Genomic DNA, 17,354 nt, shown 5'->3' on the forward strand with positions numbered 1-17,354 from the left:
AATAATTAGATTATTGTTATGTATAAAGCGACTGCTAATCTTTTAATTGTTTGCTTTTTGTGTTGGATGACGGGTTGCTCATCAACCAATACCGTATCGGAAGATTGGGTTCCGACCGATTATGTAAACCCGTTTATTGGTGCCAGTACTAGTGTAGGGGCTGCCGGTGTTTATCACGGATTAGGTAAAACTTTTCCCGGAGCTACGACTCCGTATGGTATGGTACAGGTTAGTCCTAATACAATAACGGGAGGTGATAACGGTTCCGGATACAGTGATGAACATAAGACAATCGAAGGATTTGCCTTTACCCAGATGAGTGGTGTGGGATGGTTTGGTGATTTGGGCAATTTTCTTGTGATGCCTACAACTGGTGAATTATATAAAGTGGCAGGTAAAGAGAATAATGATAGTATAAAAGGATATCGTTCGGCTTATAACAAAGCCACTGAAACGGCTAAGGCCGGATATTATTCGGTAGAATTGACTGATTATCATATCAAAGTAGAAAGTAGCGCGACACCACACTGTGGAATTTTACATTTTACTTATCCTTCTAGTGACCAATCGCGTATTCAGATTGATTTAGCTCGTAGAGTAGGGGGAACATCTACTTCACAGTATATTAAAGTTGTAGATGATTACACTATTCAAGGATGGATGAAGTGTACACCTGATGGTGGTGGATGGGGTAATGGTGAAGGAAAAGCCGATTATACCGTTTATTATTATGCACAATTTAGTAAACCTTTGACTAATTATGGCTTTTGGAGTGCAGATATTCCCGAACATTGGGTTCGGAAACGTGATGAAGTAGTGAGTATTCCTTATTTGACTCGTGTATCACAAGCTCCGGTTATAAAAGACAAGAAAGAACTGACGGGTAAACATCTGGGCTTTTTTACTGAATTTCCAACGAAGGAGGGAGAGACTGTAGAGATGAAAGTTGGTATCTCTTTTGTTGATATGGAGGGTGCTGCAAATAACTTTGAACAAGAAATAGCCTCTAAAAATTTTGGACAAGTAAAGCAGGAAGCTACTGAATTGTGGAACAAAGAACTTAATCGTGTCCGGATATCCGGTGGTACGGATGATGAAAAAACGATATTCTATACTGCCATGTATCATACGATGATTGATCCTCGTATCTATACAGATGTAGACGGACGTTATGTAGGTGGTGATTATAAAATACATACGGCTGACAGCACTTTTACAAAACGTACTATATTCAGTGGATGGGATGTATTTCGTAGTCAGTTTCCTTTGCAGACTATAATTAATCCGCGTTTAGTAAGTGATGAACTGAACTCATTGATTACTATGGCAGATCAGAGTGGGCGCGAATACTATGAACGTTGGGAATTGCTGAATTCCTATTCCGGCTGTATGTTGGGAAATCCTGCTTTGTCTGTTTTGGCGGATGCTTATATCAAAGGGATTCGTACGTATGATGCAGAGAAAGCATATCGTTATGCCGTTAACACATCCCGTCGTTTTGGTAATGATTCATTGGGGTATGCTCCGGAACCATTGAGTATTTCAACCACTTTGGAGTATGCTTATACTGATTGGTGTATATCTCAATTAGCGAAAGCTATGGGGAAAGAAGATGATGCCAAATGTTTCTATGAAAAGGGACAGGCATATCATCATATTTTTGATAAAGAAAAGGGGTGGTTCCGTCCCCGTAAAGCAGATGGAACATGGGTAGAATGGCCGGAGAATGCACGTCTTAAAGAATGGTATGGGTGTATAGAAGCAAACTCTTATCAGCAAGGTTGGTTTGTACCTCACGATGTTACGGGAATGGTGAATTTGATGGGTGGTAAGGAGAAAGTTATTGCGGATTTAACAGATTTCTTTAATAAAACTCCTTCTAATATGCTGTGGAATGAATATTATAATCATGCGAATGAACCTGTGCACTTCGTTCCTTTTTTGTTCAATCAGCTTGAAGTTCCCTGGTATACTCAAAAATGGACACGCTATACATGTGAAAAGGCTTATGCAAACAAAGTTGAAGGAATTGTTGGCAATGAAGATGTAGGTCAGATGTCAGCGTGGTATGTGTTGGCTGCTTCCGGTATTCATCCTTCCTGTCCGGGAAATACACGTATGGAGATTACAAGTCCGGTTTTTGATAAAGTAGAGTTCAATCTTGATCCCAGCTATTATACTGGTAAGAAATTCACGGTGATAGCTCATAATAACAGCATAAATAACGTCTATATACAAAAGGCCTTGTTGAACGGTCAGGAATACAATAAATGTTATCTTGATTTTGCGGACATTGCAGCCGGAGGTACATTGGAGCTGTTTATGGGTGATAAACCTAATGTTGAGTGGGGACTTTGATTGAATAACATACTCTAAAACAAATTGTTACTTTAAAATCTTGATAGTATGATGAATAAACTTGGGCTTATCATTATATCGGTTATATGTGCTCTAATCCAGACAGGGTGTGCAGAGCAGAGTACATGGATGTCTTTGAACAGCTCTAATCCTCGGATTATCTGGGAAGTGAAACCCCAGGCAGATTTAGAGAACATAACCGGAGAGCAGATTTCTACTCCGGAATTTAAAATGTCCGATTACGTTAAAGGTGTGGTTCCCGGAACTGTTTTTACTGCTTATGTTGAAGCAGGAATCGTTCCAGATCCTAATTATGCCGATAATATTTATAAAGTAGACGAAACGTTTTATAACCGTCCTTTCTGGTATCGTACGGAATTCGAACTCCCGTCTTCTTATTCGGAGGGGAAGCGGGTATGGCTTCATTTCGACAATACGAACCGCTTTGCCGATTTCTATTTTAATGGTGAGAAGATATCAGGAACAAAAGCATCTACTAAAGATGTAAGCGGTCACATGTTACGTTCGAAGTTTGATGTAACTAATTTGATAAAGAAATCCGGTAAGAATGTGATAGCTGTTCTGATTACCGATGCCGATCAGAAAAAGACGCGTAAGGCTAAAGACCCGTATGGAGTTGCGTGTAGCCCCAGTTATCTGGCTGGTGCCGGTTGGGACTGGATGCCATACGTTCCGGGACGTCTGGCTGGTATCACAGGCAATGCTTATCTTGTGGTAACAGGAGATGTAGTGATGGAAGATCCTTGGGTACGTTCAGAGTTACCGACCTTGCAGAAAGCAGAGCTTTCTGTCTCAACAGATATTAGAAATGCTTCTTCTTCCCCTAAAGAAGTCGTTGTATCCGGAGTGATTCAGCCGGGGAATATTTCTTTCTCTAAAGACATTCGGGTAGAAGGAGGAACAACAGCCAGACTATCTATTAACAAAGATGATATAGCGCAATTGGTTGTTGATCATCCGAGGCTTTGGTGGCCGAATGGCTATGGTGATCCCAATCTTTATACTTGTAAGCTGACTTGTTCTGTAGATGGAAAAGTGTCGGATGTAAAAGAAATGACATTCGGTATCAAGAAGTATGAGTATAAAATGGTCGATAATGTAGTGGGATATCCTGTTCTTACATTCTTTATCAACGGACAGAAGATCTATCTGAAAGGTGGAAACTGGGGAATGAGCGAATATCTGCTTCGATGTCAGGGTAAAGAGTATGAAACGAAAATCAGACTTCATAAGGAAATGAATTACAATATGATCCGTCTATGGACAGGGTGTGTTACTGATGATGAGTTTTATGATTATTGTGATAAATATGGGATTATGGTATGGAATGATTTTTGGTTATATGTAGCATACAATGACGTGGCGCAACCGGAAGCATTTAAAGCGAATGCCCTTGATAAAGTCAGACGTCTTAGAAACCATCCTTCTATTGCTATTTGGTGTGGAGCAAATGAAACGTATCCGGCACCTGATTTGGATAATTACCTGCGTGAAATGATTGCGAAGGAGGACAATAATGACCGTATGTATAAGTCTTGCTCCAATCAGGATGGATTGTCCGGAAGTGGTTGGTGGGGAAATCAACCTCCAAGACACCATTTTGAAACTTCAGGCAGTAATCTGGCATTTAATACACCGGCTTATCCATACGGTATTGATCACGGTTACGGTATGCGTACAGAAATAGGAACGGCCACTTTCCCCACATTTGAAAGCATCAAAGAGTTTATCCCGCAAAAAGACTGGTGGCCTCTACCTACTGATGAGCAGTTGAAGAATGATGATGACAATGTATGGAACAAACATTTCTTCGGTAAGGAAGCGTCTAATGCCAACCCGGTTAATTATAAGAATTCAGTAAACACACAGTACGGAGAATCATCCGGACTGGAAGAATTCTGCGAGAAAGCGCAAATGCTGAATCTTGAAGTGATGAAAGGTATGTATGAGGCTTGGAACGATAAGATGTGGAATGATGCAGCCGGACTTCTGATCTGGATGAGCCATCCGGCTTATCCCTCGTTTGTATGGCAGACTTATGACTATTATTACGATCCTACAGGTGCTTATTGGGGAGCAAAAAAGGCTTGTGAACCTTTACATATCCAATGGAATGCTTCCAATAACAATATAAAAGTAATAAATACTACAGCAAAGGACTTGAAAGGTGCAATAGCTAAAGCTGCAATTTACAACTTGAATGGAAAAGAAGTGCCTGCATACGGACAGGCAAAACAGGTCGATGTGGCAGCCAGCAACATTGCAGAAGCATTTTCTTTGAACTTTAACCCTTTCAATCTGGCTTATGGAAAGAAGGCTGTAGCTTCTTCTTCAACAGGTGCCTCTAAAAGTGCTTCAATGGTTACTGACGGAGGAGCGGGAAGTCGTTGGGAAAGTGCATACAGTGATCCTCAATGGATATACATTGATCTTGGTAAAGAAGAAAAGATAGAAAAGGCTATTTTGAAATGGGAGGCAGCTTGTGCTAAGAAATACGAACTGCAAGTATCGAATGATGCGCAAGAATGGAAAACCGTTTATGCCAACAAAGATGGAAGAGGTGGTACTGAACAGATTGAATTGGAACCTGTTACAGCACGTTATGTGAAATTGGCAGGCATCAGCCGTGCCACACAGTTTGGATATTCATTGTTCGAATTCGAAATCTACGGTGAGAAACCAAAAGAGATAGAAGAACTGACTCCGCTTCATTTTATCAAGTTGGAACTGACAGATGTCAAAGGTAATCTAATCTCTGAAAACTTCTATTGGCGGAATGGTGTGAATGATCTTGATTATACATTGCTGAATACACTCCCAGAGGCCGATTTGTCTTGCCGATTGGTGGATAAATCGATGTCTGACGGAAAGATGAAGATCGCTGTAAAGAACAATTCCGGGACTGTGGCTTTTGCTAATCGGGTGAGGCTTGTTAATAAGGCTACGCAGAAAAGAATACTTCCAATAATTATGTCCGATAATTATGCGACGTTGATGCCGGGCGAAGAAAAGGTTATCACTATGGAGGCAACTCCCGAACTGTTGAAAGGAGGCGTAAGTGTATTGGTGAAACAGTATGGGAAAGCAGAGAAGAATAAGCTGGATATAGCAGATTGATTGTTGTACGGTTATCTTTATGGTTTGATTAAAAGAATAAAGAAAATGGCTAATAGACTAAAAATGAGGATACTTTTGTTGTTATCTTTAGTTTATATAAATTGCGATTACTTACAGGCACAAACAACAATACCCCGGTTTGAAGAAGGGGAACGTGTCGTATTTGTAGGAAACAGCATTACTCACGGCGGACATTATCATTCATTTATCTGGTTGTATTACATGACTCGTTTCCCGGATAAACCGATTACTATCATGAATGCCGGAATTGGTGGAGAGAGTGCGTGGGATATGAAGGATCGTTTGGACTATGATGTTTTCAACAGGAAACCAACTTATGTGACTCTAACTTTCGGTATGAATGATACCGGTTATGATATTTACATGAAAGACGATGCAAAAGAACTGTCGGAACAACGGATTGCAAAGTCATTGGAAAGCTATCGGGAAATAGAAGAACGCTTACTGGCTAAAAATAAAATAAAGAAAGTTTTGATTGGTGGTTCTCCTTATGATGAGACTTCCCAGTTTAATAATTTTATATTGCATAATAAGAACAACGCCATTTTAAAAATAATAGATGCCCAACGTACATCGGCTAAAAAGAATGGCTGGGGTTTTGTTGATTTTAACCAACCGATGCGTGAGATAAGCAGAAAAGAGCAGGAGGCAGATTCTACATTTACATTCTGCAGGATAGATAGAATTCATCCGGATAATGACGGACAGATGGTTATGGCCTATTTGTTTCTGAAAGCACAGGGACTGGCTGGGGATGAAGTGTCATCAGTATCTATTGATGCATATCATTCATCTGTAATAACCCATAAGAACTGCAAGATTTCAAAACTGAAAAAGAACGGAGCTGATCTGACTTTTGATTATCTGGCGTATGCTCTTCCTTATCCGCTGGATTCTATTTCTAGAAGTGGCTGGGGAAATAAAAGGTCACAACGCGATGCAATGCAGTTGGTTCCATTTATGGAAGAGTTTAATCAGGAACGTTTTCAGGTAACAAACTTAGAGAAAGGAATGTATCGGTTAACTATAGACAATCAGTTTATTGACAATCTCTCATCCGAAAAGTTGGCGAATGGTGTGAATTTGGCAGATTACCCAAATACTCCCCAATATCAACAAGCTGCGAAAATCATGTATCTGAATGAAGAACGGTTTGAAGTGGAGAAACGTTTTAGAGAATACTTGTGGACCGAATATTCATTCCTGAAAAAAGAAGGATTGTTGTTTGCAGACGATCAGAAGGCTATTGATAAGCTAAAAGAGTACTTACCTAAAGATGGGTTTCTCAGGATGAGCTACGACTGGTATATAAAAGCGATGAACCCCGAAATACGGGAAGTTTGGAGCAATTATATAAAGAGTCTCGTTGAAACAATTTATAAAATCAATAAACCTGTCACTCATAAAGTGAGGCTGGCAAGAGTTGAATAATAATAGAAGATGAATAGAATGAAACGATTGTTATGTTTAGGTTTGATTTGTTATTTCTGTTGTCTGTCGATGATAGTATATGGAAATGAGAAAACTTCGCCTTTCTATTTGGCGGAATTAAAATGTGAGAATCTTATTGATCCTTTGGGGATTGATAATGTAACTCCTCACTTCAGTTGGAAGTTAAAGGGGGACGGCTGGAAAGGCGGGCAAACTTATTATGAAATACAGGTAGCTTCGGATAGTATTCTGTTGGTGCAGGATAAAGCAGATTTATGGAATACCGGAAAATTGAAATCCAAAACTTCGGTTATGGTACCTTATCGAGGGAAGACTTTAACTTCTCGTTCTTTGTGTTATTGGCGGGTACGTGTTTGGGATGCTAAAAAACAAGCTTCATCATGGAGTCCTGTTGCCCGTTTTGGAGTTGGCATCTTGGATCAGTCACAGATGAAAGGAGAATATATAGGGGCTTCTGTTGAAGGTGGTAAGATTTGTGCTCCTATTCTTCGCAAGAAAGTGAAATTGACTCAGGGAGAGACTTCTTTCCTGCATGTAAATACGTTAGGTTATCACGAAATTTATATCAATGGGAGAAAGGTTGGGGAGGACGTTCTGACCCCTGCTGTATCACATTTATCTAAACGTTCACTAATTGTTACTTATGATATTACTCCTTATTTAAGAGAAGGAGAAAATGATTTGCTTATCTGGCTGGGACAAGGTTGGTATAAAACGACGACTTTCGGAGCAGCTTATGAAGGTCCGCTGGTAAAAGCAGAATTGGATGTGTTGAGAAATGGTAAATGGGAAGTCGTTACGAAGACAGACGGATTATGGTACGGATGTGAAAGTGGCTATTCGGATACAGGTACTTGGCGTGCTTTGCAGTTTGGAGGTGAGAGGGTGGATGGAAGGATTCTTCCGCGAGATCTTTCAACACAGGCTTTAGACAAAATGAAATGGACTCCTGTTGTGAAAGTGAATGTTCCCGATCATATCACTTCCCCTCAAATGTGTGAGATAAACAAGATACATCAGATTTTGCCGGCTGTGTCTGTAAAGAAGCTGGGTGAAAGTCTCTGGCTGGTAGATATGGGGAAGGTTCAGACCGGATGGTTTGAGATGCAAATGCCTATATTGCCGGCGGGTCATGAAGTTATTATGGAATATAGTGATAATTTGACGAAAGACGGTGAATTTGACAAGCAAGGTGAAAGTGATATTTATATATCTGGTGGTAAGCAAGGAGAATACTTCAGAAATAAATTCAATCATCACGCTTTTCGATATGTGCGCATTTCCAATCTTCCTCAAAAACCGGAAACAGGTGCTATGAAATCTCTGCAGATTTATGGAGATTATAAACAGACTGCAACTTTTGAATGTTCGGATGCCGACTTGAATGCTATTCACCAAATGATTCAGTATACGATGAAATGTCTGACTTTTAGTGGATATATGGTAGACTGTCCGCATTTGGAACGTGCAGGATATGGTGGTGATGGAAACTCCTCAACGATGTCTTTGCAAACGATGTACGATGTAGCTCCAACATTTGAAAACTGGGTGCAAACATGGGGAGACTCCATGCGTGAAGGAGGAAGTTTACCGCATGTTGGTCCTAATCCGGGTGCCGGTGGCGGCGGTCCGTATTGGTGCGGATTCTTTGTACAGGCTCCCTGGAGAACGTATGTCAACTATAATGATCCTCGCTTGATTGAGAAATATTATTCTCAAATGAAAGAGTGGTTTAAGTATGTTGATAAATATACAGTGGATGGTTTGCTGAAACGTTGGCCCGATACCAAATACCGTGACTGGTATTTGGGTGATTGGCTGGCACCTATGGGAGTAGATGCAGGTAATCAGGCTTCAGTGGATTTGGTAAGTAACTGTTTTATCAGCGAATGCTTGAGCACTATGTATAAGACAGCCATAACATTAGGAAAAAGAGAAGAGGCGGAAGAGTTTGCTATTCGTAGAGAAAAACTTAACAAGTTGATTCATCAGACGTTCTACCGTGAGGATGAAGGGATCTATTCTACCGGCTCACAGTTGGATATGTGCTATCCTATGTTGGTAGGTGTTGTACCTGATTCTTTGTACAATAAAGTGAAAGAGAATGTCGTTGCCATGACCGAAGAAAAATATAAAGGACATATTGCTGTAGGTTTGGTTGGAGTGCCTATTTTGACAGAATGGGCTGTTCGGTATAAACAAGTGGATTTCTTCTATCAAATGATGAAGAAACGTGATTATCCCGGTTATCTATATATGATTGACCATGGTGCGACAGCGACTTGGGAATATTGGAGCGGAGAACGAAGTCGTGTGCACAATTGTTACAATGGAATTGGTACTTGGTTTTATCAGGCTGTAGGAGGAATACGTCTTGACGAGGCTAACCCTGGATATCGTCACTTCTATGTCGATCCTCAAATTCCAAACGGTGTGACCTGGGCAAAAGTAACGAAAGAATCACCTTATGGCACAATTGCCGTTAATTGGAAGTTGAAAGATGATAATCAGTTGAATCTTCAATTGACAGTTCCTGCCGGAACAACGGCTACAGTTTGCATCCCTAATAATGCTGTCTCATGTAAAAAGAATAAGAAGAAAGTGAGCGTTAAGGAGCAGACTGTTGATGTAGAAGCAGGGCATTATGATTTTCTATTTAATTTGAAATAGATACCCTACTAGAGTGTATTTATGATTTTCATTTCTCATATTCTCATTCATTAATCATAAATGGCAGAAGACTAATAGGATAGACTATGAGAGATGATTTTTAAGATGGTATTTCTCATAGTTTTTCCGTCAAATACCCCGTATTTTACCTTATTTCTCATACTTGTTGGATTCATTTCTCATAGTGTTTTTCCAATCAACCTATACAAGAATAAAGAAACAGCTAGTCAACCATTATCAGGGAAGTACATATTCTCCTTGTCCCATATATTGTGGGAAAGTATTCCCTATTGACAGGGAAAAGATTCTCTTGTTTTGTGGGAATAAATTCTCATAATATTAGGGAATATTTTCCCATAATATATGGGACAATCGGAACTACAGTTTATCTTCAACCAGAAAAAAGGAGAAGATCGTATTTAACTATGAGAAATACTCTGAAATACTATGAGAATAAGGTGAATTTTAAGCAAAAATAGAAGGTGTATTATGAGAAATGCCGTCTTAGAAAGTATTTCTCATAAGCTATTTATTTGATTATTTGTTGTTTATCAGTCACCTATGAGAATATGAGAAATGAAATTTAAAAATCGTCTCTAGAGGCTGCTGAATTTTTTATTGATACATTTAAAAACGCACCGTAATAAACTAAATTATCATTTAATTTAAGTCTGTGCAGAAACAAAATTAACTTTAGGAAAATTGTCCAGTGAATGGACTTGAAGTTAATCGCCTTGATTATTATTTTTATATGATTCTTTTTAAATTTCTCTTTAGTGGTTTCTTAAATTTCAAACGTTCATAGTATAAAGTTCAATAGATATAGGTAAAAAGTTAGGATTGGTGTTTGAAATTCCACAATATTCCTCCGGTCTGTTTATTCTTCTTTTATGAGTGACCGGAGGAGTTGCTGGAAATCCTGTTTGACCAAAATGAAAATATGATATCATGAGGACTGTTTTCCAAGCTTTTGATAATGAAATTGCCAGACTAAAATCCGTTGGCGGAACTAATAACTAAAATAATATTTAAATGAGAAAAAGAATATCGTTATTGCAAATGGCTGTTTTCTTCTTTACGGCTCAGGTAGCTTGGGCAGGTAATATAAAAACAGAAAAAGTAACACTGGTAGGAAATGGAATTGTAGAATTTATCCCCGTAGGGTATGATGTTTCCCGTACGCCTTCATTAATTCTTTCCCATGAACCGGAAAAGAAAGGTGGAGTACCGGAAAACTGGAAATTAGTTCCTCAATTTACGATGACTGATGGCAAGGCAAATGCCTCATTGGATGTTCCAGCCGGAACAAGTCTGTATGGAGGTGGTGAAGTGACCGGTCCGTTGCTGCGTAATGGGCAAAAGATTAAAATGTGGAATACGGATAATGGTATGTATCGGGTTGATGGTGGCTCACGTCTGTATCAAACGCATCCGTGGGTATTGGGTGTTCGTCCGGACGGGACAGCGTTTGGCGTATTGTTTGATAGTTTTTGGAAGGCTGAATTGATTACTAATTCAGATAAAATTGAATTTAATACTGAAGGAGCACCTTTTCGTACTTATATCATAGATCGTGAATCTCCGCAAGCTGTATTAAAAGGACTTGCCGAATTGACCGGTACTATAAGTATGCCTCCCAGATGGGCAATCGGTTATCATCAGTCTCGTTTTTCTTACGTGCCGGAAGCTAGAGTGAAAGAAGTTGCCAATACTTTTCGTGAAAAGAAGATACCGTGCGATGTAATATGGTTTGATATCAACTATATGGATGAATTCCGTGTATTCACGATTAATAACAGGGATTTTCCCGATCCGAAGCGCATGAATAAGTATCTGCATGATAATGGATTCCATTCCGTGTATATGATAGATCCAGGCGTAAAAGTGGATGATAACTATTTTGTATATAAAACCGGAAAAGAGCAAAATGCTTTTGTTTGTGATATCTATCGTAATGAGTTTCACGGGAAAGTATGGCCGGGTGCTTGCGCATTTCCTGACTTTACCCGTCCGGAGACGCGCACTTGGTGGTCCGGACTTTATAAAGACTTTATGGCTAATGGAATAGATGGCATTTGGAATGATATGAATGAACCGTCTGTATTTGATGGTCCTGGGGGAACGATGCCGGAGAACAATATTCATTTAGGAGGAGGCAATTTACCTATTGGTAGCCATTTAATGTATCATAACGCTTATGGTCGTCTGATGGTCGAAGCTTCTTATAATGGCATGATGGCTGCTAATCCAAGCAAACGTCCATTTCTTCTTTCCCGCTCCAATATTATTGGCGGACAGCGTTATGCAGCCATGTGGACGGGCGATAACGAAGCTACTTATGAACAGATGAAACTTTCTGTACCGATGTCTATTACATTGGGGTTGTCCGGTCAGCCTTTCAATGGTCCGGATATAGGTGGATTTGCTGGGAATACGACTCCCGATTTGTGGGGAAACTGGTTAGGCTTCGGTGCATTTTTCCCTTTTTCCAGAGGACATGCTTCCTGTGATACAAATAACAAGGAACCGTGGGCATTTACTAAAGATATAGAAAAGGAATCACGCATGGCATTAGAACGTCGTTACCGTTTGCTGCCTTATCTCTACACTGCTTTTCATGTGGCTCATAAAGATGGACAGCCTGTGATGGCTCCGGTTTTCTTTGCCGATCCGAAAGATGAAAGTTTGCGTGCTGAAGAGCAAGCTTTCATGTTGGGGACAGACCTGTTGATAATTCCTGCATTTGCAAAGAATCCTTCTCTACCCAAAGGAATTTGGGAAAATTTATCTTTGGTTAAAGGAGATACAAAAGGTAAATATCAGGCTAAATTAAAAGTGAGAGGTGGTTCTATTATTCCAGTAGGCAAAATAATTCAGAATGTGAATGAAAATTCATTCGACCCATTGACTTTAGTTGTTTGCCCGGATGAGGATGGCAAAGCGGAAGGCTCTTTGTATTGGGACAAAGGAGATGGATGGGGATTTCAGAAAGGAGATTATAAACAGCTAACTTTTAAAGCAGAGTTAGTAGACGGGCATCATCTTATTGTAAAAGTGACAGAAGATAAAGGGGAAGACCAAATTGATTTTGGAATGATAAAGGTAGAAGTATTGCATGCTGGCCATACTTATAAATCTTCTGGTGATATAGCTAAAGGCATTACAGTGAAATTGTAAGGGAGAATACAATAAATGAGGAGTTCGTTTATTTAACTATCTTCTTTTTGTACTGTTTAGAACTAAACTTCATCCTTATAATCCAAATGTGATTACTAAAAATAGCTTCCAGTCAAAAACATCAGTAAAAAAGGTTTTTGACTGAAAGCGAACCGAAAGCAAAAAAGAGAGATGAGTTCAGTCTCTTTTTTAGAGCCTCTATATTCGTTCAATAGAGCCTCTGTTTAAGTGAAATGCAGGCTTCGTTTCACTTAAACAGAGGCTTTGTTTTACTCACCTGACGCGTTCTTTGACTTGTTGTAAACGAAAACTATTCATAAATAATGTGTTAGGGATTGAAGGGAAAAGTGTACCTTTGCCCATCGTTTAACCGGAGAAGACAAGATGACCAAAATAACAGTATTGACTACAGACATCAATGTAGTGTCTATTAATAACGAAGATTATATCTGCATTACTGACATGCTAAAAGCCAAAGATGGCGATTTCTTCATATCAGACTGGCTGAGAAACAGGAATACACTGGAATACCTCGGTATATGGGAGCGGTTGTATAACCCAGGATTTAATTATGGCGAATTCGCCACAATTAGAAATCAGTCGGGGTTGAACAGTTTCAAAATCAGCGTGAAAGAATACGTGGAGAAGACCCATGCTATCGGTATTCAAGCGAAAGCCGGAAGATATGGAGGCACCTATGCACACAAGGACATCGCATTTGAATTTGGAATGTGGATTAGTGCTGAATTTAAAATCTATTTAGTCCGCGAGTTCCAGCGTCTTAAGGAGCAGGAACTCGCGCAACTGGGCTGGAGTGCCAAGCGAGAACTGTCGAAAATAAATTACCGCATCCACACCGATGCTATCAAACAAAACCTTATCCCGGCAGAAGTCACACCACAACAAGCTTCCCGCATCTACGCCAGCGAAGCCGATGTGCTGAACGTTGCCATGTTCGGCCTCACTGCCCTCGAATGGCGCGATGCGCATCCCGACCTGAAAGGAAACGTCCGCGACTATGCCACGGTGAACGAATTGATTTGTCTTTCGAACATGGAGAATCTGAATGCCGTATTCATAGGAGAAGGACTTCCTCAGCACGAAAGGCTTGTCCGGCTGAACCGGATAGCTATCCAGCAGATGCAGATACTGGAAGATGTAAACAAGAAGTACCTCAAGTAGCTGCTTTTACCAGAATGAACCGATAGATTTTTAGCACGGCAACTATAATAGTTTTCGTCCCGCCCCGCACACCGACTTGTGTGTGGAGTGGGACGTTTTCGTTTACGGCAAGCCATGTACCCCTACATGTACGGATTCGGCTTCCTATCAAATAATAATGCTTGATTTACAATGTGTTATCAATGAAAAAAGGGGATGCATCTATGAAGACGCATCCCCTTTTTCATTGATACTACTATGAGTATTTATCAGTTTATTAGAATGTAAGTTGTACTCCTAAGTTAAACACGCGCTGGTTCATGTATGCATCACCGGCGGAGTTGGACTTGATTTCCGGGTCTTGTTGATACTTATCAAAACTTGTCCATGTAAACATGTTGTAAGCATTGAGATAGACACGGAGGTTTGTAAGCCATGAAGGCAACACTTTTGTGGGCACTTGATAGGAGACGTCGATGGTTTTCAAGCGGATGTACCAAGCATCAATCAACCAAAAGTCGGACATATACGCTGCTGCGCTGTTTACAGTTGACGGATTGCTTGTTAAGCGCGGAAATTCGATGGCTTCACCGTTCAGGTAGCGTTCTAATGTCCAGCGTTTCTGGTGTAGAGGTTGGAATTGACTCTTGAAAGGTTCGATACCTGTGCCGTTTACCGAGAAACTGTAGTTGAACGAACCTTGGAAGAGTACGCTCACTGACAATCCTTTCCACGAACCACCGATTGTCCATCCCAACGTGGTGTTGGGTAAGTTTGGCTTACCAATAGCTCCCTTGTCGAAGTCGTTGATAACACCGTCTCCGTTCAAATCTTTGTATTTCAAGTCACCGGCTTGGATAGGCACGTCGGTATTGGGCACAGCCGGTGCATTTGCGGCTCCTGCATGAATCAAGTCCACTTCTTCAGGTGTATAATAACCTATCCAAGTGTAACCGAATGGTTGACCGATAGGACGACCTGTTGCCGACAACCAATCGTATCTTTGTTGTGCTTCGGCATTAAATTCTACCTTATTCTTAGCATACGAGAATACGAAGTTGGTATTGAAGTTGAACTCACCGAAACGGTCTTGATAACCAATCTGTCCGTCGAAACCCATATTGCTGGTGCGTGCCACGTTGATAGGTGAAGTACCCACACCTAAGATCTGCGGTATGTCATTGCGTTTCACAAGCTGATTGTATCGTTTGTCATAGAACCAGTCGAAAGTAAATGAGAAGCGGTCGAATGCATTGAAGTCGAGACCTATATCAAACTTCTTAGCTTCTTCCCATGTCACATTGCTATTGCCAAGGTCACCTTCCGTAATAGCAGTGGAAGTGACATCGCTTTGTCCGAAATTATAAGCATTATCAGTTGCTGTATATATCTGGTTGTAAAGGTAGCGGTTACCCATAGCTACGTCCGAACCTACAATACCATACGAAGCTCTGATTTTCAATAGTTGGATGAAAGAAATGTTATCCTTGAAGAACGATTCTTCGGAGATACGCCAACCCACACCAATAGCAGGGAATATTCCGTAGCGGTGTCCTTCGGCAAAACGGTCGGTACCGTTGTATGCAACATTGAAGTCGACCAGATATTTATCTTTATATTTGTAACCTACGGTAGCGGTAAGACCCTGAAAGTTTTCGGGAATCTTTTCTCCTGTATCGTCTGGATTTTTTTCTACGGTACGGCTTTGGCGGCTATACAGTAACGTGGCACTAACGTCGTGTATTCCATTGAATACGCGTGCATAGTTGATGGAGGCCTGAACATCCAGATTTTTCACAGCCTGGTTGGTTCCGGCCGTCAGAGCATACTGTGAATAAGCATATTTACGGTTGGGGTTGATGTTATACTGATCCGTAGTAGGATCGTAGTGGTAGGTAGGGTACGCATCTTTTCCACGGTTTACTTTGCGGAAGACTTCGTCAATGGTAGAGTAAGCAATACGAGCATTGGCTGACAATCCTTTGGTGAGCCAATCCATCTTCCAGTTCACACCGTAGAGAATGTTGTTATCGTTACGGCGTGTACGCGTGTAACCTTCGTTAGCCAAACGTGCATTCAATGTAGGTCCGTAACCGTCCACATCTGAAAGATAAGCATACGATCCGTCCGGATTGAGTACCGGTGCCGAATAGGGGTGCATGGCGGTGAAATTGTAAATCTCGCCTGTAGCATTCAGACTACTCGGTTCGTTGATGTTCATGAAGCGCGAACTGAAGTCCAGACGCATAGTCAGATTATCAGTAACAGTAAAGTCCAAGTTGGTACGGTAGTCAAAACGGCGGTAAAAATAGCCGGTATTCACATCGTCATCCGCTTTAGCAAAGTTACGAACCAAACCACCTTGTGAGAAATAACCCCCGGATACGAAGTATTTCAAACGTTTGGTACCACCCGATACGTCGACATTGATGTTCGACTGCATAGCCGATTTTTTGAACACTTCGTCGTACCAGTTTACATTAGGATGTCCGTATGGGTCGGAACCGTCTTTAAACAGTTCCAAATCATGTTGTGTAAACATTTTAGTCAAACCATCGTTAGTACGTGCCTCGTTGACTAACAGGGCGGTGTTGTATGAGTCTAAGAAGTTGGGTTTACGGACAGGTATCTGACCGCCGGCTTCTGCACGCACATGGATCACAGGTTTTCCTTCTTCACCGCGACGTGTCTTGACTACCAACACACCGTTAGCACCCTTGATACCATAAATAGCAGTCGTTGATGCATCTTTCAAAATAGATATGCTTTCAATCTCATTGACATTGATTTGCGACAGCTGTTCGTAACTGTATTCCACATCATCAACCATAATAAGTGGCTTGTTACCGTCCTCATTCAAGGAACTGACACCACGGATAAAGAAGTCGGAAGCATCTTTTCCCGGCTGACCGGAACGTTGCTGACTGAAGAAGCCGGGCAGTTTACCCGATAATGTATTCTGTAAGCTACTTGTAGGAACTCTACGTAATTCGTTGGCTTGAATACCGCTCACGGCACCGGTCAAAGTGATACGTTTCGCGCTGCCGCGACCTGTGATAACAACTTCGTTCAGGTTGTTGGCTTCGGAAACCCTTAATGCGATATTCAGTGTGCGCTGATTTGTTATTGCGACTTCCTGATTTTGATAGCCCACAAACGAAAATACCAATGTTTCGCCACGTTTCACTTCCAGCGAATATTTTCCATCTATATTGGTGATGGTACCCCTTCCGGCTCCCTTTACCAGAATACCAGCTCCGATAAGCGGTTCGTTGCTTTCCCCATCAATAATGGTACCGCTTATCGTAAACGATTGGGAGTATGCCTGTACAATGCAGAGGAGGCACAAGAATGTTATAATTACTCTTTTCATAAGA

At 40.9% G+C, this 17,354-nt stretch carries 7 protein-coding genes; 6 read left to right on the forward strand and 1 reads right to left on the reverse strand.

Going from position 1 to position 17,354, the window contains the following annotated elements:
• Positions 1-18: 18 nt before the first annotated feature.
• The 6 genes from BSAG_RS18005 (at position 19) to BSAG_RS17980 (ending at position 13,998) form a co-directional block, all read left to right on the forward strand.
• Positions 19-2,358: a GH92 family glycosyl hydrolase gene (locus BSAG_RS18005; protein ID WP_004301473.1), complete on the forward strand. Its 2,340-nt coding sequence runs from the start codon at positions 19-21 to the stop codon at positions 2,356-2,358.
• A 48-nt stretch (positions 2,359-2,406) separates the two neighbouring features.
• The gene (locus tag BSAG_RS18000; RefSeq protein WP_008997374.1) at positions 2,407-5,496 is read left to right on the forward strand and encodes a discoidin domain-containing protein; all 3,090 of its coding nucleotides are present in this window, start codon (positions 2,407-2,409) and stop codon (positions 5,494-5,496) included.
• A gap of 45 nt (positions 5,497-5,541) precedes the next feature.
• On the forward strand, positions 5,542-6,948 hold the full coding sequence (locus tag BSAG_RS17995; RefSeq protein ID WP_004315039.1) for an SGNH/GDSL hydrolase family protein: 1,407 nt from the start codon (positions 5,542-5,544) through the stop codon (positions 6,946-6,948).
• 9 nt (positions 6,949-6,957) lie between these two features.
• A complete protein-coding gene (locus BSAG_RS17990; RefSeq protein ID WP_004315040.1) occupies positions 6,958-9,639 on the forward strand; it encodes a family 78 glycoside hydrolase catalytic domain in 2,682 nt (893 codons plus the stop codon).
• A gap of 1,032 nt (positions 9,640-10,671) precedes the next feature.
• The gene (locus BSAG_RS17985; RefSeq protein ID WP_004315041.1) at positions 10,672-12,816 is read left to right on the forward strand and encodes a TIM-barrel domain-containing protein; all 2,145 of its coding nucleotides are present in this window, start codon (positions 10,672-10,674) and stop codon (positions 12,814-12,816) included.
• Positions 12,817-13,200: 384 nt separating this feature from the next.
• Positions 13,201-13,998, forward strand: coding sequence for a KilA-N domain-containing protein (locus BSAG_RS17980; protein ID WP_004301479.1), 798 nt, complete (start codon positions 13,201-13,203; stop codon positions 13,996-13,998).
• Positions 13,999-14,254: 256 nt separating this feature from the next.
• On the opposite strand, the gene BSAG_RS17975 is transcribed toward BSAG_RS17980, so the two are convergent.
• Positions 14,255-17,350: a SusC/RagA family TonB-linked outer membrane protein gene (locus BSAG_RS17975; RefSeq protein ID WP_004315042.1), complete on the reverse strand. Its 3,096-nt coding sequence runs from the start codon at positions 17,348-17,350 to the stop codon at positions 14,255-14,257.
• Positions 17,351-17,354 lie beyond the last annotated feature (4 nt).

The sequence above is a fragment of the Bacteroides sp. D1 genome (assembly GCF_000157095.2).
GTDB classification, from domain to species: Bacteria; Bacteroidota; Bacteroidia; order Bacteroidales; family Bacteroidaceae; genus Bacteroides; species Bacteroides xylanisolvens.

What these genes read in the sequence shown, in the direction of transcription:
- BSAG_RS17985 (WP_004315041.1), top strand. Translation starts at nt 10,672, where the DNA reads ATGAGAAAAAGAATATCGTTATTGCAAATGGCTGTTTTCTTCTTTACG.
- BSAG_RS17975 (WP_004315042.1), bottom strand. Translation starts at nt 17,350, where the DNA reads ATGAAAAGAGTAATTATAACATTCTTGTGCCTCCTCTGCATTGTACAG.
- BSAG_RS17990 (WP_004315040.1), top strand. Translation starts at nt 6,958, where the DNA reads ATGAATAGAATGAAACGATTGTTATGTTTAGGTTTGATTTGTTATTTC.
- BSAG_RS18000 (WP_008997374.1), top strand. Translation starts at nt 2,407, where the DNA reads ATGATGAATAAACTTGGGCTTATCATTATATCGGTTATATGTGCTCTA.
- BSAG_RS18005 (WP_004301473.1), top strand. Translation starts at nt 19, where the DNA reads ATGTATAAAGCGACTGCTAATCTTTTAATTGTTTGCTTTTTGTGTTGG.
- BSAG_RS17980 (WP_004301479.1), top strand. Translation starts at nt 13,201, where the DNA reads ATGACCAAAATAACAGTATTGACTACAGACATCAATGTAGTGTCTATT.
- BSAG_RS17995 (WP_004315039.1), top strand. Translation starts at nt 5,542, where the DNA reads ATGGCTAATAGACTAAAAATGAGGATACTTTTGTTGTTATCTTTAGTT.